Source organism: Candidatus Dependentiae bacterium, assembly GCA_003511165.1.
Classification (GTDB): domain Bacteria; phylum Babelota; class Babeliae; order Babelales; family UBA12411; genus UBA12411.
In genome coordinates, this window is record DOJW01000002.1 from 76,944 (window position 1) to 98,452 (window position 21,509).

Here is a 21,509-nt window from a genome sequence, read left to right on the forward strand (position 1 = left end):
GAGAAATTGATGAAAATAATATTTTGTTGTAATCCTATAGACCAAAAAAGCTCTGATCCTATTTATGAAGCTGAATATAATGTTGCAAAGAAATTAGGTTTAGATGTTTTTCTCATTAATATTGAAGAATTGATTTACTTTAACAACATAGTCAAAGCAATAAAAAATATACCGTCGCAAGAAACACTTATGACGGCTTTGTACAGAGGTTGGATGCTAACGCCTGAAAAATATTCAAGTTTGTATGATGCGCTTATTTCAAAAAATATAAAATTAATAAATTCACCGCAAAGCTATATTCATTGCCATTATTTGCCCGAAAATTATGAAATTATTAAAGATTTAACTGCAAAAACAATCTGGTTTACCAAGCAACAATTAGATGAAAATCGCGATATGATTTTTGAGGAATTAAAAACTACATTCAGGTCATCTCCCATAATTATCAAAGATTATGTGAAATCAAGAAAACATGAATGGCTTGATGCTTGCTATATTCCAAACGCTTCAGACGAAAATGAAGTTACAAGAGTACTTAATAATTTTTTGAAGCGGCAAGGTAATGAATTAAATAAAGGTGTTGTTTTTCGAGAATTTTTAAAATTATCTTTTTTAAGCTTTCACCCAAAAAGCAATATGCCTCTTACAAAAGAATTTAGAATTTTTTTCTTAAACGGAAAATTGCTTGCAACAATGTATTACTGGGATGAGGGTGATTACTCTGAAACTTGGCCAAACTTTGAGCAATTTGTTGATCTTGCCTCAAAGATTCAAAGCTCCTTTTTTACAATAGATATTGCTCAAACCGAAAGTGGCGAATGGAAAATAATTGAAATAGGGGATGGGCAAGTTTCTGGTTTGCCTGAAAATGCAAATTTAAATGAATTTTATTCAAAGATAAAAGAGAAAGTATTATGAAAATATTAAAAGATTCGGTAATAAGTTTATATGATAAATTAAATCCCTTAGCAGACAGGTTACAAGGGTGCAATTATGTTGCTTTTATATCAGGCGAAACCTTTAAATTTACAGTGGATTCAACTTTTTCCTTTGATAATTTAAAAGATCTTTTTCCTGAGGATGACCTGGCCTATAGTAATTTTTCTTTGATAAAATTTATAGATGCAAAAAAAGAAATTGATGAATGTATAGGATTTGACAATGACGAAGCGCATCTCTTTAGCCCTGATGGATTTGAACTAACAAAAGATAAACTAAAAAAAATGTTATCAGATCAAAAAGAATATTGGGAAATTGTATTTTCGTTTATGCCATCTTCTATAAAAAAGGTATATAAACTTGATAATGTAGACTGTTTTTTATCATGTACATTTTGGAATTTTTGTTTTGTATTTTTAAGTGATAATGAAGGATTAATTCTATACGGGAGCGTCGAGGATTAGTCGTATTATTTTTTATTAGCCAGAAGCGCCTCCACCTATCAATAAACCTTTTCCGTTATTGAGAAAAATATAACAAAATCCCCACATCGCATTACCTGTAAATAATCCGTCATATGGCTCATATTTATAAACGCATTCAGGTGGTAATTTAATTAAAGAAGAAGCTGTTTCCCAAAAGCTGTTTTGCCATTCATTTATCAAATCATTTTTAAATTTTGCAGGGTCTTTTGCGAGATTTATTTGTTTAAATTTATCGTAACTTAAATAATTGACAGAATCATCTATATAGTTTTCTGCATCTTCAAAAAAAATCTCATTAAATTTACCTTTTGTGAAATCATCAGGATAAAGCTCTTTCATATTTTCGAAAGAAAAAATTGTTCCTTCAGAATAAGTAAATGTCTTAGCTTGAAAAAAAATGGAGTAGTCGCATCCTACAATTTTTTCTTTTAGAGAATCAAAAGTGTCGCTAAAATTACATATAGTTTTTTTGTCTATTTTTAACATCTGAATTAATCCCAAGCTTGACCTGCTATTACAATTCCATAATCATCGAAAATAAAAATGTAACAAAATCCCCACATTACATAAAAATTTAAACAGCTATCTCCTGTTGCGATATGTTTTAAGATCTTTTTAGGTTTTCTTTCAAAAAAAGGCATAATTAATTCCCAAAACTTAGACTCTCTTTTTTTTGCAATAATAATTTGTTGAAAAAATCTTTCTTTTAGAAGATTGTACGGGATATAAGAAAAAGATTTAAATACATTTTTTTCAAATTCATCAAAATTGGATTCCTCAATTAGTCCTTCAATTTTTGAATCTTTAAATAAAGCTTCTAAATCTTGTATGACAAAATTTGATGGACTGACAAATTCAAATTTTATTAAGTCAAATGAAACAACAAAGTTACATCCTGTTAATTCTTCTTCAAAGTCTTTAAATGTTGATGAAAAATCCTTTATAGAATCTTTTAATATTTCCATAATAACTCCTCTAATTCTTCTAATGTTATTGCATGATATGGATAAACGCTATTTAATATTATGTTTTTAGTATTTTCATTTTTTTTAAACCAAAATTGTATAAAAACTCCTTCTTCTGTTTGTCCTACAAATCCGTTTTGCTTAGTAAGTATTATAGGATTATGATAAGCTTCCTTTATTTTTTGAATTACTTTTTTATGAGGCCAATCATCTGGAAAAAAGGTAGAAAATTTTTTTATACCTTTGTATTCAAAATAAGCTTCATAAACGCCAAATTTGTTAGGTGTTTTTACTAATTCTATTATGCTATTAGGCATACTTGCTTTATAATGAAAACCTTGAATTGATAATTTTCCCTTTTTTAAACCTTCTTCAACTAAAAAAGGATGCTTCCAATTTGTATGTCTTGTAGGAAATTTAGGTCCAAATTTTTCAAGCGATTCAACTAAAAGTGTTTTTTCCCCATTAGCGGCGATTTTTGCCGTTTCAGTGAAGGCTGCAAGTTTGGAAGGATCATGTTTTCCGACCAAAGCTTCTATGATTTCAGCAGGCTTTTCATTTTCTAATAAGAAAGTATTTTTTTTGATAACTTCACAAGCTTCTACTACTTTTTTCGGATCATGATGTTCAAGCGTTTTAAATGCATCGATGGTTTCTCTGGCAGCTTCGAAGGCTGGAGTTGCGATTTTTCGAATTGTTGGATCTGAAATATCTTTTGCGATCTTAGCTTCGACCGAAATTATGCGCTTGATTTTATCTTTTTCAAGAAAATTGCTGAATTTAGGATTTATTTTGCGTCTAAGAATAGCATCGCCGATAAATTCAGAAGCAAGTTCCACCGCTTCATATGGATGTTCTTTATAATATTCATAGAAATTAGTTGAGATTTTTCCAAGTTTGTCGATAAGTGCTTTATTTCTGCGATTAAATTCTGTAGTAAATTCTTTACTGTCATGATCGTTGTAATATTTAATCCCTTTATAGGAATAATATGTTCCATAACCAATACCTTTTAACGCAAGCCAAATGAGATCGAAAGGAGCTTTTATTGCCGCGATAGGATTTGCGGCGTTTAAAGCTCCCTTACCTAAACCTTTTGCTATCGCAAGCCTTAAATCTATTCCTGAAGTTAAAATTCCAGTAGTGAATCTTATTTGTTTATTTAAAGCGCGAGAATAATTGGTTAGTTCATAACAATTTTCGACATCTTTTTCTTTGTTACAAAAAATAGCTTGGTTAGAAGCCATGTACATAAGGTATGTTAAATGCCTGACCGGAAGTAAATCTTGGTGGTCGTTATAAATTGCAGATGTATCATTGAGGTTGTCGACGATTTCGCTGTGAAGAAGTCGCTGGATGCTATCGCCTGTAAATTTTGTGAAATCGTAAGAGTCAAAATTGGCTTCATTTAAATATTTTTTTGAATGGTCATTTAAATCATAGTAAGAAGTTTTTGCTTGCTTGCACGAGTCCAAATTTAAAGTGGCAAAGGAAGTTTCTGCTCTTTTGAAGTTTCTATCATATGTTTTGTCAGGAGTGGGAAGAGGGTCATCGTCGTCTTCGTTTAGACATTCTTTTGTTGATTCATAACCAATGCTTGCAAGTTGTTTATCATAATCGGATGAAGTTTTGGACTGCATGACTTGGATGAAATCGTTTTTCATTATTTTTAGATAAACAGGTTTGTTGTCCGAAAACCAAGATAATCGAAGATTATTTTTGCTCATCTCTTGGTCAAATTTATTTTTGTTTGCAGCGATTACTTCTTTGGCCGCATTTTGGTCTGGTTTATATCCTTCTGCCGCTAATGCCTCTTGTTCATAAATTTTGGAAATATTCTCTGCGATGCTTTGAGCGGGATTGATAAGATCTGTTTTGTTTTGGATTTTTTCTAGCACTTTTGGAAGATATTTAGATTCTTCATTTGCCGCTTTTTGCAAAATCTTGGCCGTACTTTCGAAAATGGTTTTTAGTGGTGAAATGATCTCAAGCAGCTTTTTATCTTTTGATGAAATACTGTTTTCTAAATTTTTTTCTTCATTTATTATTTTCCAAATTTCGCCTGATAATATTTTGAGTTGTTCTTTATTTGGCTCTGTGAAAATAGCTTCACAAATTTCGGTCACACTTTCTTGGGATAGACCGTTTAAAAATAATGTTTTGAGGCGCGCTTTTTGCTCTGGTTTTTCAAGCTTTGGGATAGACATTTCGCTTAATTTTAAAACAAGCGGTAAATAAAGTGCGTTAAAATCTTTGTTTAGTGGAATATTACCGGCAACTGTATTTTTGATGATCACAGGAATATTTTCGCCCAATGCCTTGATCGAAACATCTGCATAGTTATCAATCACTTCGCAATATTTATCTTGTGCTTTTATCATCAAGTTCATCATGGTAAGTATGTTTTCAGCTTGCTTATAATTTTTGTTAATGTTGGCATTTTGAGCTTCGTTTGCAAGTTTACAAATTAGATCTGAAATATGCTGAATATTTAAATTGTCGCTATAGATAAAATATGGAGTTGCAGCTTTGTTTAAGTTGTCGATTAATTGTTTGTGGATTTTGTTTTGAGTCGCATCACCGCTGAAAGATTCAAAAGTTGCAAGATCAATATTATTGTGCTGAAAAACTGGGGCGATTTTATCGTCGATTTTGAAATTATTATTTGTGATATTTTTTATCGCTGACAGAGCATTTTGAAAATAATTTGTTTTTGTTTGTTCTATTAATGTTTTTCGATCATCTTGCCACTGCTGGTAATTTTCCATGAATTTTTTACATTTATCTTCATACTCCAAATAATTTTTTGTCTTTGCAATTGCATCGCAAACAATGGTTTTGATAGGGGTTAACATCTTCTTGGCATAATCATTTGCTGGATTTTTTGCATCATTTAAAAATTCTTGTTCTTTGAGCAATTTGGAATTAAGAGAGAGGTAATTGCTATTGTTTTCCAAACTGTTTTCTATAAGTTTTTGTATGACATTAATATTTGAACTTTGATAAAAATTTTCATCCGATAAATTAATATCTTTAAAATCTGTTAATGATTTATATTTTTCTTTTAAAATCTGGTGCAGCAGGTTTGATGCAGTTTCATAACTGTTGAACAAATTTTGCAAATCTGCTGCTTCGAGTGGCTTTTTATTATCATTATTTTTACAAATAATAGAGGCAAAATTCTTTGACGTATCGAGTAGTGAGTTATTAAATTTAGAAAGTAAAATTTGTTTTTGCAGTGACTCTTGCTTTGGAAGATAATTTTTTAAGTAATTTCCAATATTTTGTGATAGGTAACTTATATTTTCTATAGCCTGTGAATCTTTGTAAGCTTCCGCCAATTTATTTGTTTCATTTAATAGATCCAAATTTTGATACATCAATGTTTGTATTAATGGATTTTCTATTTTGGATATGTCAGTTGTAGGGAATAGTTCTTTATCTGTGGGAAAAACAGTTTTTGTAGAAATCTGATTTATTGTAGATTTTAGAGCGTTTTCCAAAATTAAATTGTTAAAATCGGGGAAAGGGTTGATTGTTTGTTCTTCTTGCCATTGTTTTCGTATTTCTTTTTTGCGATTAAGTTCTTGTAAGATTTGTTGTCTTTGTTGTTCTCTTTGCATGTCAAAATAATTTACAAATTCTTGGACTTTTTTCTCAAAATCTCTATGTTTTTTGAGCCCGTCTATTTCCTTAAATTGTTCTCTTAGATTTTCACTTTGTTTTCCACATTTCCAAAATTGCCTATGTAATTCTCTAATAAAATCTTCAAAACCACGGGTTTGCAAAAGCAATCCTCTAAAACCTTCAAATTGATAAAGACAAAATTGTCTATGCAAAAATTGTTCAAATGTTCCATAACCACCTTTGCGGTATTGAGCAATCATTTGATCTCTGAATTGTTCTGGTGAATAATTTCTTAAGATATTTTTAATATTAGAAGGTATTTCCGTATTTGTTTCGAAAATTCTGATATTTACTGGAGGACCAGTTGGAACATTTTCTGCTCTTTTAGCATTTGCAATGCCACCAATTAAATTTATAGCTGTTAGCGCAAACATCCCTGCCAAATTTGCACTCATAGCATCGCTTTCCATTTGCATCTGCTGAAATTGTGCAAAGTCTTGTTTATTTGTGCGTACGAGTTCAGGCGGTCTTATGTTTTGGTAAATATCTTGAAGCCTGGGATAAGATTGTTGTGAAATTTGTATATTTTCTTGGAGGAAATTTTTATCGATATAACAATCTGGAAGATTTGGTTGAGGTTGCTTTGGGTTTGGCATTGGAATTGGTTTTTCACAAGGAACGGGGATAGATTTTGGTGGCTGAATTGTTAAAGTGTCTGGTAATCTTCTTCTAACATCTTCTATAAAACGTTCTTTATCTTTTTCTACTGTTATCGAAATAGGGCCACCGGTGATATCTGAAATATCCCAAGGATTTATAAGAGGTTTTGGTGGAGCTTCATTGATAATTTCGCTACCGATAAATTCTGCATATTTTGCATAAATCGCTGCTCCTGTTGCTGCGATGGCAGCGCCTGCGGCAATTAGCATTTGAGGGGCTTCTTCGAGCAAAGCTTCCCCTGCGATAATTAATGCGCCATTTGCTTTTATGAGTGTTATAAAAAGCAAAAATATAAATAAAATATAAGAAGTTTTCTTTTTAGATTTTGATTTTTTATTCACTTTTTGATTTACCCTTTTTTTGAGTTGAAACAAGAGTATCAAAGTGAAGAATTATGTCATCAAAAAATGATTTTATTTTTTATCGGAATTTTTTAACGCCGACTTGTTTGCAATATTGTTTAATTGCACATTTGGAGCAGAATGGTGAAATTGGTGTGCAGATATTTTGTCCCCATTTTACTAGCAGATTATTCCAATTCGACCAGTCTTTTTTGGATATAATTTTTTGAAGTGCTTTTTCTGTTTCTGCGGTCGTTTTGGTTTTGATGATTCCAAGCCGATTTGAAATGCGGTGAACATGAACATCAACGCAGATTGTGGGAATATCGAAAGCTTCTGCGAGAACTAAATTTGCTGTTTTTGAGCCAATACCTTTGATGGCTATCAAAGCATCGAAATCGTTTGGAACTTTGCCGTCGAATTTTTCGATTATTACTTTGGATACATTTAAAATTGTTTTGGATTTATTTTTATAAAACCCAATTGAATGAATCAAAAATTGAAGATCCTCGCAAGAAAGTTTTAACATTTCCTGCGGGGATCTTATGACTTTAAACAATTTTCTACAAACTTCTAAAGTTGCACTATCTCTTGATCTCAGACTTAATAAAGTTGCAATTAGAATTAAGCAAGCGTCTTTGCCGAACTCTTTTTTGACTTGCTCGATTAAAGTGGGCGCGAAGTTTTCCGTCTTTTGTTTGAGAATAACAATGACAATTTTTGTTCTTTTCAATGTAATTTATTTACCAGGAGGTGCGCCATCGCTGCCATTTAATGTATACAAAGCTAGAATTGTAATTAATGTTATACCTTGTTTTGACATAAGGGATTTTAATAAGGTTCGGCCTACTTTTTTAAGTTTGTCTTTTTTATTACTTAAATTGGTTTTTTTTATCTTTTTCATAATAATATTTGCTTTCAAAAAGACCTTATTTGTATTAAGTTAATGTTTATTAATTCAATAATTAAATTTGATTAATAAAATCAACGATTTTTTATATAAAGTCAAAATAATTTAAAAAAAAATATAAAGTAACTATGTTAGATACATTATCGAATTTTTTAGGATTAGATTACAGCATACTAGGGCTAATCATAGAATTTTGTTGTTTAGCAACAAAGTTCTATGTTCTTTTTTCTTTATATAAAAATTTTTCGAATTCTATAAAAAATAAAGCTGGAATATATCTACTAATAGTTTTGCTGACAGGAATTTTTACTAATATAACTTTAATTTTTTATTATTTATCTTTAGGACCTTGGTTTGTAGTGCCGGTGATTGTTTCAAAAGTTTTTTTCAAATTAGAGTGTGCTACCATTTTAATACAGTTTTTTATGCTTTTATGTTTCTCAACGGAAATCTCATCGAAAGCTTTACCTAAAAAAATCTTAAAATTATTTTTAATTCCGGTCATTTTTTTAAATTTTTATTTTTTGTTTAGATCTGTATATATAATTTATTCAACAGATTATTCTCGTTTTTGGGCTGATTATAAAATTTTAGATTTTTCTTCAGCTTATTTATTGGGTTCTGGTTTAGTTTCATTAATCATTCTTTATAGAAATTATAAACGAGAACAGATTCAGCTTTTGCAATATCATAATTTAATTCTTTTTAGATATTTTATGTTGCCTTATTGGTTTATGAAAATATTTGAATCTTCTTTTGTGTCTTTTACCATTAATCCTATGGCGGCTAGCGTTACATCAATCATATTAACAGGAATGATCTTTTACAGTGTGAAAAGAGTAACAGGGTCTAGATTTTTGAATATGGATATTCATGTGAAATCGACAATTGCAGGAGAATTCAATTTTGTAGATGATTTTAAAGATGTTTTGGTAAAGTTTGGTTCTGTTTCAAATGTCAATGAGTTAATCCCTCTTTCAAGAGATTTTTTCGAAAAAGCTTTCAATATTTCAAAAGATAAAGTTGTATTGTTCTTTAAAGATTCGTGGATGACAAGGCAACAAATTGTTGGTGACGCAGAAAATAACGTAGATGCAAGAAAACATTTTGTTGAAAAAATGTTCAGCTCAACGTCGGATAATCATGAAATTATTAAGTTCGCAAATGACAAAAAAATATTAATTTTGGATGAGATAGAGTTTGACCATTTCTATGCAACTTCATCTGCAGAAAAGGCTAAACTTGCGCAAATAGTTGCCTTTCTCAAAGAGATAAATGTTGATATTTTTTTACCTGTTTATTGTGAATCCAAAATTGTAGGTTTTGTTTTGGTAAATAGAAATTCACGACCTGGTAAATTTTATACCGATGTAGATCGCGATGAAATGTTGATTTACGTTAACTATCTTGGAACTATTGTTTACTTTTTGACTCATATGAATCTCGATGCAGTTTTGCAGCGTGAGCATAATCTAAAAGTTAGTTCTTACAAAAAAGATAAACTCATAGAACTGCTTCGAAAAAGTATAAGTCCATTTTTGGAGGCTAAAACGCAAAAAATTGGGGTTATGACCTACAAAAATAAAAAGTTTGTTTATAGTAATCAGGCATCTAAAGATCTTTTGAAAGTAGATATAAACACAAATAAAAATCTGGAAGTTTCGCAAGATATTACTCAAATAGGTTTTGATACTGCAACAACATTTCTTTCCAAACGTCAAATTTTAAGTTTGCCTGAGGGGGATAATCTTTTGGTAGTATCGTCGCCTCATTTGGAAAAAGATAATACCGTTATCACATTGTCAGTTCCATCGATTGGCGATTTGGTAAAAGAAAAAATGAGCTATTTGAGAGATGCAAGTAAATGGAGCTATTTGCTCGCTTTGGAAAACACAGAAGAAGGACAAATAATAAATCAGCTTGTTCCTGCTAATTCTCCCGCTTTACTTAATTTGAAAATAAATTTTTTAGAACATGCGACAACAAGCAAAACTATATTTTTAGATCTTTTGTCGACAGAAGATGCTCTATCTTTTGCACACGGTGTCCATAGAATTAATAAAAGATCAATTTTTGAAGAAGTTGTAGTTGATAACAATACCAATGAAAACTCTCTCTCGCTTAAACTCTTTGGAATGAATCCAATTTTCAAAGAAAATAATGAGGTAGGGCTTTTTGAATCTTTAAATAAAACGGGAACAATTTTAATCCAGAATGTTCATTTATTAAGTTTGAACCTACAGAAAAAATTATTAGAGTTTATTGTCGCTGGTAAATTTACTTTGCTTAAAAGTGAAATATCAAAAGATTCTGATCTGTTTTTGATCTGTAGTTGTAATCAAAATTTGCAGGGATTAGTTTCGCAAGGTTTGTTTCTTAAAGAGCTTTATTTTGAGCTTGGTAAAACTGCAGTTTGGATGCCTTCGATCGCTTCGCTTCCAGAAGAAGATTTCTTTGAGCTTATAGAAGGGCTTAGGCTGCAACTCATTTATTCAAAGATTTATAAAAATCTGCTTGTTTTTAATGAAATGGATAGAAGTAAATTGCTTGATGCTAAATGTGTATCGATTAATGAATTGAAGACTAAAATACAATCAATTATTTTGAAAAAAACAAAAAGGCAAACGGATCATGTTGACTCTGTGATCGATCCTGCTTATCAAATTTCTGATTTTGACCTCATCGAAGCTGCGCGACTTGGTAAAAATGTTTTAAAAGATCCTAAAAAACTTTCAATGTTGCTACATAAGTTTAAATACAATCAAAGTAAAGTTGCTTTATTTTTAAATGTAAATCGCTCTACAGTTAGTAGACGTTGCACGCAGTTTGGGCTAGATCATTTGGGAAATAGCAACGAAAATGAGAGTTTGGAAGTATAGGGATTTTTTCAATTTAAAGGGTGTAGTGATGATAAGGGATGAGTTTAAAAATAAGTTAACTGATTGGTTTACTTTTTTAGAAGTTGAGCGAGGAGTTGCGCAAAATACTATTCGAGCTTACAAGAGTGATATGGATCAATTCAGTATGTTTTGGGATGAAATTGCTAAGAAAGAACCGATTATAGCGGATGCAACTAATCAAATAATTAAACGATTTATTATTTCTCTTTTTTATAAAAAAATATCAAAAGCTAGTCTTTGTCGTAAGCTTTCGGCATTTCGTTCTTTTCAGCAATATTGCAAGAAGCAGGGAATTAGTTTTGTGCTGGATTGTAAATCGCCCAAAAAGGATAAAAAATTACCTATAGTTTTGTCGGTTGATGAAATTTTTTATTTGCTTGATAGTAATGATCTTGAAAAAGTTGATTCATCTTTTCCTTTTCGCAATAAAGCATTACTTGAGCTTACATATGCAACAGGCGCTAGATGCTCGGAAATTGTGCATATAAAAATGCAAGATATTAATTGGAGTGAAAAGGTTATAAAAGTTTTGGGCAAGGGGAGTAAAGAACGATTTGTTTTGTTTGGATCAAAAGCACAAAATGCTATTGAAAAATATATTGAAGAAGAAAGAGTTTTTTTGCAAAGTAAGAAAAAAAGTGATTATTTATTTTTGAACTGTCACGGTGAGCGGTTAAATACGCGTTCAGTTCAAAGAATTTTTGAAAAATTTAGACAATTTTTGAAAATTGAGCGAAAATTTACTCCTCATAAACTGCGACATTCTTTTGCCACACATCTTTTAAATCAAGGAGTAGATTTGCGTTTAATAAAAGATCTTTTAGGCCATGCGTATCTTTCAACAACTGAAATTTATACACATGTTTCTTCTGCCGAACTTTCTAAAATGTGCGATGAAAAACATCCTTTAAATAACTTTGGCAGCTTAATAAAGAAAACAGAAAGTTAAAATTTTATGCTTTTTAAACAACTAGTAAAAGAGATTTTTAAAGTAGAGCGTCACAAACGAATTATTTTTTTGATTTTTGGTATCACTTTAATTGCATTAATAATTGCAGCAAGACTTTTTTATTTGCAAGTTATTATGAGTTCAGCGTTAAAAAACAGGAGTGACAAAAACTGTTTTAAGTTCGAAGTTATATACCCTCCGAGAGGAAATTTGCTCGATTGCAACAACGCCGTAATTGCGTCAAATCGTCCAATGTACGATCTTATTTGGGAAGGTAGTGGGCATCTAGAGATCATCGAAAATCATATTTCCATTCTAAAAAAAATATTTGAAATTTTAGAAAAAAAAGAATTTTTTGAGCAAAAGTTAGAAGATATTATCGCAGCAGAAAAGTTGTCACGAAGAATTAAAATTTTTGAGGATATTCCATTCGAGCAACTTTGTATGATCAGTGAGCTTTGTTGTTCTGCTAAAAATTTGATCATAGTTAATCGTTTCAAACGTTTTTATCCATATAATTCTCTTGCGTCACATATTTTGGGATATTTATCGGGAAATGAAGATTGTGGAATTTCTGGAAAATACGGAATTGAAAAAGCTTTTCAAAACGAGCTTGAGGGGGAAAAAGGTTATGTTGTTCATGTTGTGAATGCGACTGGTAAAAGATTGCGACAGGAAGGATTTCGTGAACCTCAAGCAGGTACAGATATAAAATTAACTTTAGATTTGAAAATGCAGCAACTAGCGGAAGAAGCTTTTGGTGGTAATAAAACTGGATCGGTAATAATTATTAATCCAAAAGATGGTGCGATCAAAGTTATGGCTTCATTTCCCAACTTTGACCCAAATATTTTTTTATCTCATCTTTCTACCGAAGAATGGCATAAACTTTTTGGTGAAAAAAGTCCTTTTTTAAATAGAGTATTGAATGCACTTTATCCTCCAGCGTCTGTTTTTAAATTAATTATTTATGCAACCGGTTTGCAGCAAGGAATAATAAATAAAAATTCAAGATTTTGTTGCCATGGGCATATTGATTTTGGAGGAAGACAAATCTTTTGTATGAATCACAAAGGTCATGGTGAATTAAATGCGCGGCAAGCTCTTGCGCTTTCTTGTAATATTCCGTGTTTTGAAATGGCTAAACAACTTAAAATTGATACCATTGCGCAGTGTGCAAATAAGTTTGGCCTTGGTAAAAAAACTGGTTTTTTAATTGCTGAGAAAGATGGTATTATCCCAACTGCTGAATGGAAAATGAAAACTTTACATGAGAAATGGTGGATGGGTGAAAATTTATCAGTTGCTATAGGTCAGTCTTATACTCTTGTAACACCGATTCAAATTGCTCGCATGGTAGGTGGTATTATGACCGGATATTTAGTAAGGCCACGAATATTAGAGCAAGAGGAAATTCAAAAAGAATCTATTGATGTAAAACCTGAAATTTTATCATTTTTGCAAGATGCGATGAAAGATGTAGCTTTGTATGGTTCTGCAAGATCATTAAGTATTTACAAAGATTTTGCGATTTATGCTAAAACAGGTACTGCACAAGTTGCGAGTTTAGAGCGTTCAAAGGGAAACTCAAAACTGTCAGAGCATGGTTGGCTTGCTTGTAGTTTTTCTTATAAAAACGAAGAACCTTTGGTTATGGTGATATTGACAGAAAAGTCTGGATATTCAGGATTTTCTGTAGCTGTCGCAAGAAGATTTTTCCAACTTTATTTGGATATGCGTCTTGGTAAGATTAGAGTTTCTCAAAATGAAATTTCTTTGAGTGAATCTTCGACTAATGTGAAATATGCAGATTCAGCTAAAACAGCTTCAAGTTTTACATCGCAAGTTGTAAGTTCAAGTGTTAGGGAAATAGGTCAATGAATAACAAAGCAGCATTTTTTGATAGAGATGGAACAATTATAAAAGATGTTAACTATCTTTCATCACTCGATCAGATTGAGATTATTATTCCTGCTGTAAAACTTTGTAAAATGTTGCAAAATGCAGGATATTTGATATTTGTTGTTACAAATCAATCTGGAATTGCGCGTGGAACTTTTGACGAAAGTTTTGTTGAAGCAACTCATTGTAAAATCAAAGAATTATTTGAAAAAGAGGGTGTTTTTATCCAAAAATTTTATTATTGTCCTCATCACACAGAATTTGCCACAATAGAAAAATATAAAAAAGATTGTTTTTGTAGAAAACCAAATCCTGGAATGCTGCTTGAAGCTTGTAAGGAATTTAATCTTGATATGAAAAATTCTTTTATGTTCGGTGATAAATTAATAGATGTTCAAGCTGGAAATGCAGCAGGATGTAAAAGTTTATTGATTCAAAATATATTTGATTCAAAGATTGAAAAAATTGAAGATTTACATTCTTTATAATTTTTAATAAAAAAAGGGGAATTACAAGAGGTATATCATGTTAAAAAACGTTGATAATAATAAAGTACCATTTGGTATAGAACGACTTGAGCTTGGTGAAAAATTCACTGGGAATATATTTTTATTTTATGTATTTGATATTGGTGATGAGATTGTTTTTGATGTGATAAGAAAGAAAGGTTTACTTTCTTTGCGTGAAACTCCACGTTCACCTTATTTTAAAAATTATCATATTCCACTTTCATTCGATTTGCCTGTAGGTGAAATTGCCGATGTAAAGCATATCAGTGTGATAAGTAAGCTTTATAACTTCGGGGCAATTTCGCTTTGTTATCAAATACCTTTTGATGATTCACTTGATGATTTAAAGGGACAGCTTGTAGATATTTACGAAATTTATAATCGCAAAAGCGATGAAGATGTTAAAGCTGTTTTCAATAAAATATATCCAGCGATAGAAAAACCGCAATTTTATCAAATGAAAAATTCTTACTACATTGTTCAGGTCAATCCATCGCAAAAAAATATTGCTCCAGAAGATTTTAAAGAGCAATATGGCAGCAAAATAGCCTCATTGCTTCGCCTTGAAACGCAATCACTTTCAGATTATCAAGAAGCAGATATTTTGGATTATACAACAGGTTATTACGGTAAAGATTTCATGATTTTCGATAGTGAAGCGTCTTTTATTTATGACGATGAATATTTTGAAACACTCGAGTTTTTTGAATCCGCAAATATTCAGCTTTTAGAGCTCCAATACTTTGATAAATTTTTGGATAAATCCCTAGAAGCGTTTTATTTAAAACCTCTAGCAATTCCATGGCAAGCATATATTCCGATTGTTGGACGTAAATTTAGTACTCCAATTTCCAAACTTGCCAGAATGCGTGTCGATATTTCAGTAATTGTAGAGCGACTTGATAGCAGTATCAAAATGGTTGGTGATGCTTATTATTCACAAGTTTATTCTATGCTTTATGAAAAGCTGTCCTTGCAGTCTTGGCAGGAATCGATAAACAAAAAATTAGATATCATCGAAGATCTTTATACAGTTTATCAACATCAACTTGAACTTTTGCATGAAGAGATTTTAACGATAGTTATTATTCTTTTGATAGCGGTTGAAGCGGTTTTAGCATTCGTAAAATAAGCAGAAAAAGGGGAATGGATTTAGTTCCACTTTTTCTTTGGTTTGATGCGAAGGTAATACAAATATGAAAATAAATTGATTTTGTTGGGTCCTAGAGGAAGGTCTATGAATAATCCTCTACAAATTTCGAGAATCAGAAATACAAGTAAATTTTCGATAGTAGACTTTAATCGCCTATTGGATGAAGGTAAGGTATGGGATAGTGAGCAGGGAAAAAGATTTATTGGAAGCGACGATAATGCTCTATTTATCGCCTTTTGGGAAGGAAAAGCAGCCGGTTTTTTAACGGCGCATAGATTACAACGATTTGATAAAAGAAAAGCAGAGGTTTTGCTTTATGAGGTAGGTGTTCACCAAAACTACAGAAGACGTGGGATTGGAAAAGCCCTTATCGAAGAAGTTAAAAAATGGGCAACAGAGGTGGGGGCAGACAAAGTATGGGTATTGACTGAGAAAGGCAATGAAGCAGCGATGGCTATGTATAGATCGGCGGGCGGAATAGAAGAAGCGCCAGGAACCATCATGTGGGTCTACAAACTAAATCCCAAAACTGATTAAGGAAGATGGAAAATCTATTAATATTTTAAAATAAGAAAATTTCAAAAGTATGATTGAAGGAATAAGCCACATCACCCTGATCGTGCATGATCTCGAAAAGACAGCCTCGTTTTTCCGAGAAATTTTTGACGCAAAAGAAATATATTCAAGCGGCAAAAACACATTTTCATTGTCACGAGAGAAGTTTTTTTAATAGGAAATGAATGGATAGCAACAATGGAGGGGAAGGGTTTGCCAAAAAAAACTTATAACCACATCGCCTGGAAGGTATCAGAACAAAATTTCAATTTGTATGTTCAACGGATAAAAAAGCTTGGGCTAACCATTAAGGACGGGCGACCAAGGGTTGACGGTGAAGCACAATCTATTTACTTTTATGATTATGACAATCATCTTTTTGAAATTCATACTGGAACGTTGAATGAACGTTTGCAAAAATATAAAAACTAATACAAAAACATGAACCACAAGAGTCACCAATATTCTTTTCAGAATAATGTAACTTTTGGAGCCGCCGTTGAGGAAGGCTTATTTTTAGAGGGAAGGGACCTTCATGGTTAATGATCGTGTGGGCACTGTGATACGGTTGCATTGGGAACAAATGGTCAACGGTTCTTATTTTACCGTGGCATGTCCTTGCATAATTTGAATCTTCAGGCCCCATTGCATTGGACCTCGCCCAAAATCCATTTGAACCCATTATTCCATTGTTTTTGTACGTGGTTTTTAGTATTGTTACTAGGAGTATCAAAAAATGAATCCACTTTTAATGGAAATAACGATCGACTTTCTTAAAAATTATCCGCAGCACATTTCTAGCCTTACAAAAATTGCGCGTGAGGAGCTTGGACCAACCTGGTCCCCGGACGAAAAACAATTACGCCAGTACCTGAATATCGATTTGTTACCTTTAACACTTGTTGCCCTTGATAACAGCGCGCCTGTTGGCATGTGTTCATTGACCCAAACGAAGGGACTTCGCCCTGATCTTACCCCGTGGCTAGGGCCACTTGTTGTTGATAAACGATACCAAAGATGCGGAATCGGGAGCCAACTGATCGAGGTGATTAAACAAAAGGCCCGCATACTCGGTTTTGAAAAGCTTTATCTTTGTACACACGACCCGGAGCTTGCGACCCGATATTATCAACGGCGAGGTTGGAGCATCATCGGCGTCGACGAATGGAAGGGGTATTCTGTTACCGTAATGGAAATCAATCTGGGCGAAAAAAAAGGATAAGATGATGATTTGCTTTTATGGTTGGTGAAGATATTAAGGTGAGGAGTTTTTTAACAACGTGAACATTGTCAACTAAAATTACATAAGGATAAAGTATATGGCGCTAATTCAGTGTACACAAAAGTTGTTGGCTAAACTGGATAGCTTTGATGTGGGTTTAATGGAAGAAACTACATCGATTTTGGGTGATTGGCATGCAAATTTGTTATGCATTGAAAGACGAAATTGTATTTTATTTACCAACGACCTAACGCTCTATAGCATCTTTCTTCCCAAAATAGTCAAAGCACACTTTCAAAAACTGGCAGAGGTGTTTACCCAAGCCCTGGCTTTGAATTTGGAGGCTGAAGCCCTTGGTCAGCACATAGAGCCGATTTTTGCTGAATATAAAAATAAATTAATATTCACCAAGTCGAATAACCGTAGCGTGTTGGGATCAATGAACGATATAGCTTATATAGTCAAGTTGAGGGTGTTTGACCATGGTGGGCTTGATCATTGTGACTGCTTGAAGTTAAATAAAACGATCAATTGCACACCGTTCAAGGCGATCAAATATTATTATCCCATCGAATGTTTAACCAAATTGCTGATGATCCAAGGGGAAAAACGTTATGATTGAAAAGAAAAAAATCCCACGACGGAAAAGATGATTGCACTAAAACCGGTCAAGGAAATTGTTTTTGAGAAGGAATGATGGGTGAATAAACAATCAATTATCGGAATTCTCGCCGGAATGGGACCAAAATCTACAGGTCCTTTTGTTATTACTTTGATTGGAGAGATAAAATATGAAAAATAAATTGATTCTATTTAGCCCTATTATTTTGGCTTTGTTAATGCCAGGATGTCACACGGGCAGAGAAACCATTTTTGACAGAGTTGTAAATATTCCCAAAGAGCTGGTACTTGATATTCCCAAGTTACCACCATTATGCGATGAAATTTCCAAAAATGGGTTTGTGGATGTTATAAATGGCAAACTTTATTACGAAGAGGAGGGTCAAGGAACTCCCCTTGTTCTTATCAATGGTGGACCGGGTGGAACGCATCAAGGTTTTCATCCTTATTTCTCGCAAATAAAAGATGTTGCACGAATAATTTACTACGATCAGAGAGGAACTGGTAAATCTAGCAAGGATGATACTGGTAAAACTTATACTGTTAAGCAAGCTGTTGAAGATTTGGAAGGTTTAAGAAAAGCATTACATATTGATAAATGGGTGGTTCTTGGTTGGTCGTATGGTGGTTTACTAGCTCAACTTTATGCCTTGATTTATCCAAAACATTGTCTTGGTTTAATTTTAGTTGCTTCTTCTACAGGTATTTCTAATTCGGCAATGAGTCCAGTTCGAGGCAAAATGTTTATTTCACCTGCAGAACAAACAGCAATAGAAAATATTGAGAAAATGTGCAAAGAAGGCAAATTAAATGGTGCACAATGTTTTTATAATAAGCTACTTGCAGGATGCTGGAAAAAGTTTTGTTATTATAAACCAACGTTCGAAGAAATTATTAGAAATGTACTTTATGGATGGGGCCCCGCACCCAAGTTTGAAGCGTTGATGCGTGCTGATAGTGATAATATGATGCATAATAATTTTTTGAAAGGAAAATTTGATAATTTTAAAATTCCAACCTTAATCACAGAAGCTAAATGGGATCTTTTGTGGTGGGATCCAAATAGAACTGATGTCATGAGAAATAATCATCCAAATGCGCAACTGGAGGTTTTTGAGAAATCTGGACACTATATATTTGCAGACGAAACAGAAAAGTTTTTTACTTTACTGAAAAATTTTTTATGCAAGCGATAAAATGCATGCAAGAAGTTGAGTTATGAAATTAATTATTAATCAATTTGTTAAAGCTGTACAAAATAATCAAATCATCCGTTGTATGAGTTACAACATTCGAATGGCTCCTTGCGCTGAAGATGATAAAACAGAAAATGCTTGGGTTCATAGATTGCCCAAAATCAATATGATTTTAGATCATTACAAGCCTGATATAATTGGCGTTCAAGAAGTTTCGTTATTTCAGATGAACAGTTTCGAAAAAAGTCATTATGTTGTTCCTTATAAATTTCTTGGTAAATACCCAACAAAAGCTCCTATCGAATCTGGCCTAGGGATAATTTATAATCCACAAAAATTTCTTTTACTTTCAGATCTTGGAATAACTTGGTTAAATGAATCACAAAAAACTTCACATGGTCCTGCGTGGGATGGCTCATCTTATGAACGATATGTTATCTATGCAAAATTTAAAAATCTTGCAACCGGAAATGATTTTTGGTTTATGACAGCTCATTTTGATCATCTGGGAATTAAAGCACGTCAAGAGAGTGCAAAGATTGTTATGGATTTAGCTGCAAAGTTAGATGCTCCAGCAATTATTACAGGTGATTTTAACTGTTTTCCTCAATTGGGTGGTCAAGAATTATATCAACTACTTTGTTCTAGATCTGAAAAAATAAAAGATTCTGGAGTTATTGCACAATCACTTTTTGGTGTACCGGGAAGCTGGATAGGGTGGGATTATGATATGTATAAACAAAAAGAAGGATATTCAAAATACGATTTCATATTTGTACAGGATTCAATAGACGTGATTCAGCACGGTATAATCGATGATCAAGTTTGGGATGAACATTTTCAAAAAAATTTATATCCATCGGATCATCGGCCAGTCTTGAGTGATTTAGAAATTTAACTAATCAGAAGTGTGTTGCAAACCTTAAGGATTAATATATAATTCAAAAAAAATGATGATATAAAAATTGATGTTCTCGTGGCTCAAAAATTTTTCTGGATCATTTCTGAGAAAGCGTTGAAGATAAATTTACACTGGCTATTCGTGCGAATATACAAAGGGTTTTATAAAAATGAAAAAAATATTTAAGATAATATTCGTTATTGTGATTTTTCTGTTCATAAATGAAAGTAAACCTATTTTTCCAAGTCTTTCAAGTGATATTTTAGCGGTTAATTCAAAGAAGCCTGCACTGGATACCTGCCATTATGAGACATTTTATATTGATAAATCTAATTCTGTCATAGTGTGTAATATGATGTCTCTTGAGAAAATCATGTCTCTACCTTTGTTTAAATTGGTTAAGGAAACAAAAAAACAAAATTTTCAATTTTATTATTTTAAAAAAGATCATAAGGAAGCGCCTTTTTTCATTTATGTTGTCGTACCTGTATTTAAAAAAGAAGAGCTTCATAGAGATGCTTTCTGGAAACAGCGCTGTGATTTATTGGACTACTTTAAAACATTTGATTTAAAAATTGGTAGCACCCAATTATTAGATATTGCTATTCAAGCATGTATCATTTGCAATGGAGTTACAGGCGGAAGAAATGCTTATTGGGACATTGCCTTAGAAAATTCTCAGACTAAATTTAAGGAAATCACAAACCGTTACTATGCTGGAGAGACTTACAAATCGAATGAAAATGTTCTGAATTCTGAAGGGTATAGCCATACAAAATTATTCAGTTGGATATACTATGTAGAAAGTCTAGTGATACGTAAATTGTGTAACTCTAAAGGAAAGATTTCCATATTGGAAATTGGAAGCTCTTTTGGTAATTCGATATTTACAAAAGCCGAGCTGTTGACAGGTGCTAATATAAAATTTCTTGGAATAGATATAAATAATGAACTGGTAGATACCGCCAAACGCTATGTTCAACATAATCGTCTGGAAAACGTTGAATTTCTAGCAGGGGATATAACGCAACCCGATTGGAAGATTAAAGCATTAGAGAAAAATCAGGGGCAACTTTTTGATGTTGTTACGGCGAGTCACTTATTGGAACATCTTAAGCCATCAGGGAACAAGCATTCTCTTATCGATTTTATTGTAGAATGGTTTGATATGGCAAGGTATGCATTGGTACTTTCTGTTCCATTAGAAGAAGAAATCAGTCAGGTATCAGATCATTTTGATTACTTTACTGTGCCAAAGTTGGAAGCGTTAACTAAAGAGATTAGAGCAATTTTTAATAATCAGGTAGAAGTTGATTGTAATTATATAGCATCGGGGATTTTAATTATTAAAAAGCAAGGTTAGCTTTGGAAATTATATAGAAATTTTGGATAGCAGTATTCGGAATATTTTAGAATTTTTTTTGAAAATATAGAAGCAAATAACATTAGACAAATGTTATTTGCTTAGCTTGAGATCTAAAGTTTTAAGTATTCAAACTTTGTTGAAAATAGCCGCTAGCTATTTTTATTCACAATATCACTCCCAGTTAATACACGAAAATATGGAGTGGCGATCCACGTTTTTTAGTAAATTCATGCATTTCGGTCTAAAAT

General features: G+C 32.3%; 17 protein-coding genes and 1 pseudogene. 14 read left to right on the forward strand and 4 right to left on the reverse strand.

The features are described 5' to 3' along the window. The first annotated feature begins 9 nt into the window (after positions 1-9). Together DEA20_01215 and DEA20_01220 are read left to right on the forward strand one after the other, a co-directional pair. On the forward strand, positions 10-918 hold the full coding sequence (locus DEA20_01215; protein HBS47802.1) for a hypothetical protein: 909 nt from the start codon (positions 10-12) through the stop codon (positions 916-918). Continuing rightward, entirely contained in the window at positions 915-1,403 is a 489-nt protein-coding gene (locus DEA20_01220) for a hypothetical protein (protein HBS47803.1), read from the forward strand. The genes DEA20_01215 and DEA20_01220 overlap by 4 nt, the downstream gene beginning before the upstream one ends. Before the next feature lie 15 nt (positions 1,404-1,418). Here the strand turns inward: DEA20_01220 and DEA20_01225 are convergent, their stop codons facing one another. From DEA20_01225 to DEA20_01240, 4 genes are all read right to left on the reverse strand, one after another. Beyond that, positions 1,419-1,910, reverse strand: coding sequence for a hypothetical protein (locus tag DEA20_01225; protein ID HBS47804.1), 492 nt, complete (start codon positions 1,908-1,910; stop codon positions 1,419-1,421). A 5-nt stretch (positions 1,911-1,915) separates the two neighbouring features. Further along, on the reverse strand, positions 1,916-2,389 hold the full coding sequence (locus DEA20_01230; protein HBS47805.1) for a hypothetical protein: 474 nt from the start codon (positions 2,387-2,389) through the stop codon (positions 1,916-1,918). Then, positions 2,377-7,077 carry a hypothetical protein gene (locus tag DEA20_01235; GenBank protein ID HBS47806.1) on the reverse strand — a complete coding sequence of 1,567 codons (4,701 nt, stop codon included), beginning with the start codon at positions 7,075-7,077 and terminating at the stop codon, positions 2,377-2,379. Before DEA20_01235 ends, DEA20_01230 begins: the two co-directional genes overlap by 13 nt. A 79-nt stretch (positions 7,078-7,156) precedes the next feature. After that, positions 7,157-7,783 (reverse strand): endonuclease III, encoded by a 627-nt coding sequence (locus DEA20_01240; GenBank protein ID HBS47807.1) that lies wholly within the window; start codon positions 7,781-7,783, stop codon positions 7,157-7,159. A 332-nt stretch (positions 7,784-8,115) separates the two neighbouring features. On the opposite strand from DEA20_01240, the gene DEA20_01245 reads away from it, so the two are divergent. From DEA20_01245 to DEA20_01300, 12 genes and pseudogenes are all read left to right on the forward strand, one after another. Beyond that, on the forward strand, positions 8,116-10,866 hold the full coding sequence (locus DEA20_01245; GenBank protein ID HBS47808.1) for a hypothetical protein: 2,751 nt from the start codon (positions 8,116-8,118) through the stop codon (positions 10,864-10,866). Then, the gene (locus DEA20_01250; GenBank protein ID HBS47809.1) at positions 10,847-11,836 is read left to right on the forward strand and encodes a tyrosine recombinase XerD; all 990 of its coding nucleotides are present in this window, start codon (positions 10,847-10,849) and stop codon (positions 11,834-11,836) included. Before DEA20_01245 ends, DEA20_01250 begins: the two co-directional genes overlap by 20 nt. Before the next feature lie 6 nt (positions 11,837-11,842). Next, complete coding sequence (locus tag DEA20_01255) at positions 11,843-13,717, forward strand: hypothetical protein (protein ID HBS47810.1); 1,875 nt, start codon at positions 11,843-11,845, stop codon at positions 13,715-13,717. Continuing rightward, a complete protein-coding gene (locus DEA20_01260; protein ID HBS47811.1) occupies positions 13,714-14,226 on the forward strand; it encodes a D,D-heptose 1,7-bisphosphate phosphatase in 513 nt (170 codons plus the stop codon). The genes DEA20_01255 and DEA20_01260 overlap by 4 nt, the downstream gene beginning before the upstream one ends. Before the next feature lie 37 nt (positions 14,227-14,263). After that, positions 14,264-15,379 carry a hypothetical protein gene (locus DEA20_01265; protein ID HBS47812.1) on the forward strand — a complete coding sequence of 372 codons (1,116 nt, stop codon included), beginning with the start codon at positions 14,264-14,266 and terminating at the stop codon, positions 15,377-15,379. Positions 15,380-15,484: 105 nt separating this feature from the next. Further along, positions 15,485-15,937 (forward strand): GNAT family N-acetyltransferase, encoded by a 453-nt coding sequence (locus DEA20_01270; GenBank protein HBS47813.1) that lies wholly within the window; start codon positions 15,485-15,487, stop codon positions 15,935-15,937. 49 nt (positions 15,938-15,986) lie between these two features. Beyond that, positions 15,987-16,387, forward strand: a pseudogene (fosX, locus tag DEA20_01275) (FosX/FosE/FosI family fosfomycin resistance thiol transferase). A 319-nt stretch (positions 16,388-16,706) separates the two neighbouring features. After that, positions 16,707-17,177 carry a GNAT family N-acetyltransferase gene (locus DEA20_01280; GenBank protein ID HBS47814.1) on the forward strand — a complete coding sequence of 157 codons (471 nt, stop codon included), beginning with the start codon at positions 16,707-16,709 and terminating at the stop codon, positions 17,175-17,177. Between the two features lie 97 nt (positions 17,178-17,274). Further along, positions 17,275-17,799: a hypothetical protein gene (locus DEA20_01285; protein HBS47815.1), complete on the forward strand. Its 525-nt coding sequence runs from the start codon at positions 17,275-17,277 to the stop codon at positions 17,797-17,799. A gap of 169 nt (positions 17,800-17,968) precedes the next feature. Then, positions 17,969-18,994, forward strand: a complete 1,026-nt coding sequence (locus tag DEA20_01290; protein ID HBS47816.1) for a hypothetical protein — start codon at positions 17,969-17,971, stop codon at positions 18,992-18,994. A 22-nt stretch (positions 18,995-19,016) separates the two neighbouring features. Beyond that, a complete protein-coding gene (locus tag DEA20_01295) occupies positions 19,017-19,892 on the forward strand; it encodes a hypothetical protein (GenBank protein HBS47817.1) in 876 nt (291 codons plus the stop codon). Between the two features lie 172 nt (positions 19,893-20,064). Beyond that, positions 20,065-21,258: a hypothetical protein gene (locus DEA20_01300; GenBank protein HBS47818.1), complete on the forward strand. Its 1,194-nt coding sequence runs from the start codon at positions 20,065-20,067 to the stop codon at positions 21,256-21,258. The last annotated feature ends 251 nt before the right edge of the window (positions 21,259-21,509 follow it).

Bases quoted from the DNA above. Each gene is read 5' to 3' on its own strand.
- DEA20_01230 (HBS47805.1), bottom strand. From the start codon at position 2,389: ATGGAAATATTAAAAGATTCTATAAAGGATTTTTCATCAACATTTAAA.
- DEA20_01295 (HBS47817.1), top strand. From the start codon at position 19,017: ATGAAATTAATTATTAATCAATTTGTTAAAGCTGTACAAAATAATCAA.
- DEA20_01300 (HBS47818.1), top strand. From the start codon at position 20,065: ATGAAAAAAATATTTAAGATAATATTCGTTATTGTGATTTTTCTGTTC.
- DEA20_01250 (HBS47809.1), top strand. From the start codon at position 10,847: ATGAGAGTTTGGAAGTATAGGGATTTTTTCAATTTAAAGGGTGTAGTG.
- DEA20_01280 (HBS47814.1), top strand. From the start codon at position 16,707: ATGGAAATAACGATCGACTTTCTTAAAAATTATCCGCAGCACATTTCT.
- DEA20_01270 (HBS47813.1), top strand. From the start codon at position 15,485: ATGAATAATCCTCTACAAATTTCGAGAATCAGAAATACAAGTAAATTT.
- DEA20_01290 (HBS47816.1), top strand. From the start codon at position 17,969: ATGAAAAATAAATTGATTCTATTTAGCCCTATTATTTTGGCTTTGTTA.
- DEA20_01265 (HBS47812.1), top strand. From the start codon at position 14,264: ATGTTAAAAAACGTTGATAATAATAAAGTACCATTTGGTATAGAACGA.
- DEA20_01285 (HBS47815.1), top strand. From the start codon at position 17,275: ATGGCGCTAATTCAGTGTACACAAAAGTTGTTGGCTAAACTGGATAGC.
- DEA20_01215 (HBS47802.1), top strand. From the start codon at position 10: ATGAAAATAATATTTTGTTGTAATCCTATAGACCAAAAAAGCTCTGAT.
- DEA20_01225 (HBS47804.1), bottom strand. From the start codon at position 1,910: ATGTTAAAAATAGACAAAAAAACTATATGTAATTTTAGCGACACTTTT.
- DEA20_01220 (HBS47803.1), top strand. From the start codon at position 915: ATGAAAATATTAAAAGATTCGGTAATAAGTTTATATGATAAATTAAAT.
- DEA20_01255 (HBS47810.1), top strand. From the start codon at position 11,843: ATGCTTTTTAAACAACTAGTAAAAGAGATTTTTAAAGTAGAGCGTCAC.
- DEA20_01245 (HBS47808.1), top strand. From the start codon at position 8,116: ATGTTAGATACATTATCGAATTTTTTAGGATTAGATTACAGCATACTA.
- DEA20_01260 (HBS47811.1), top strand. From the start codon at position 13,714: ATGAATAACAAAGCAGCATTTTTTGATAGAGATGGAACAATTATAAAA.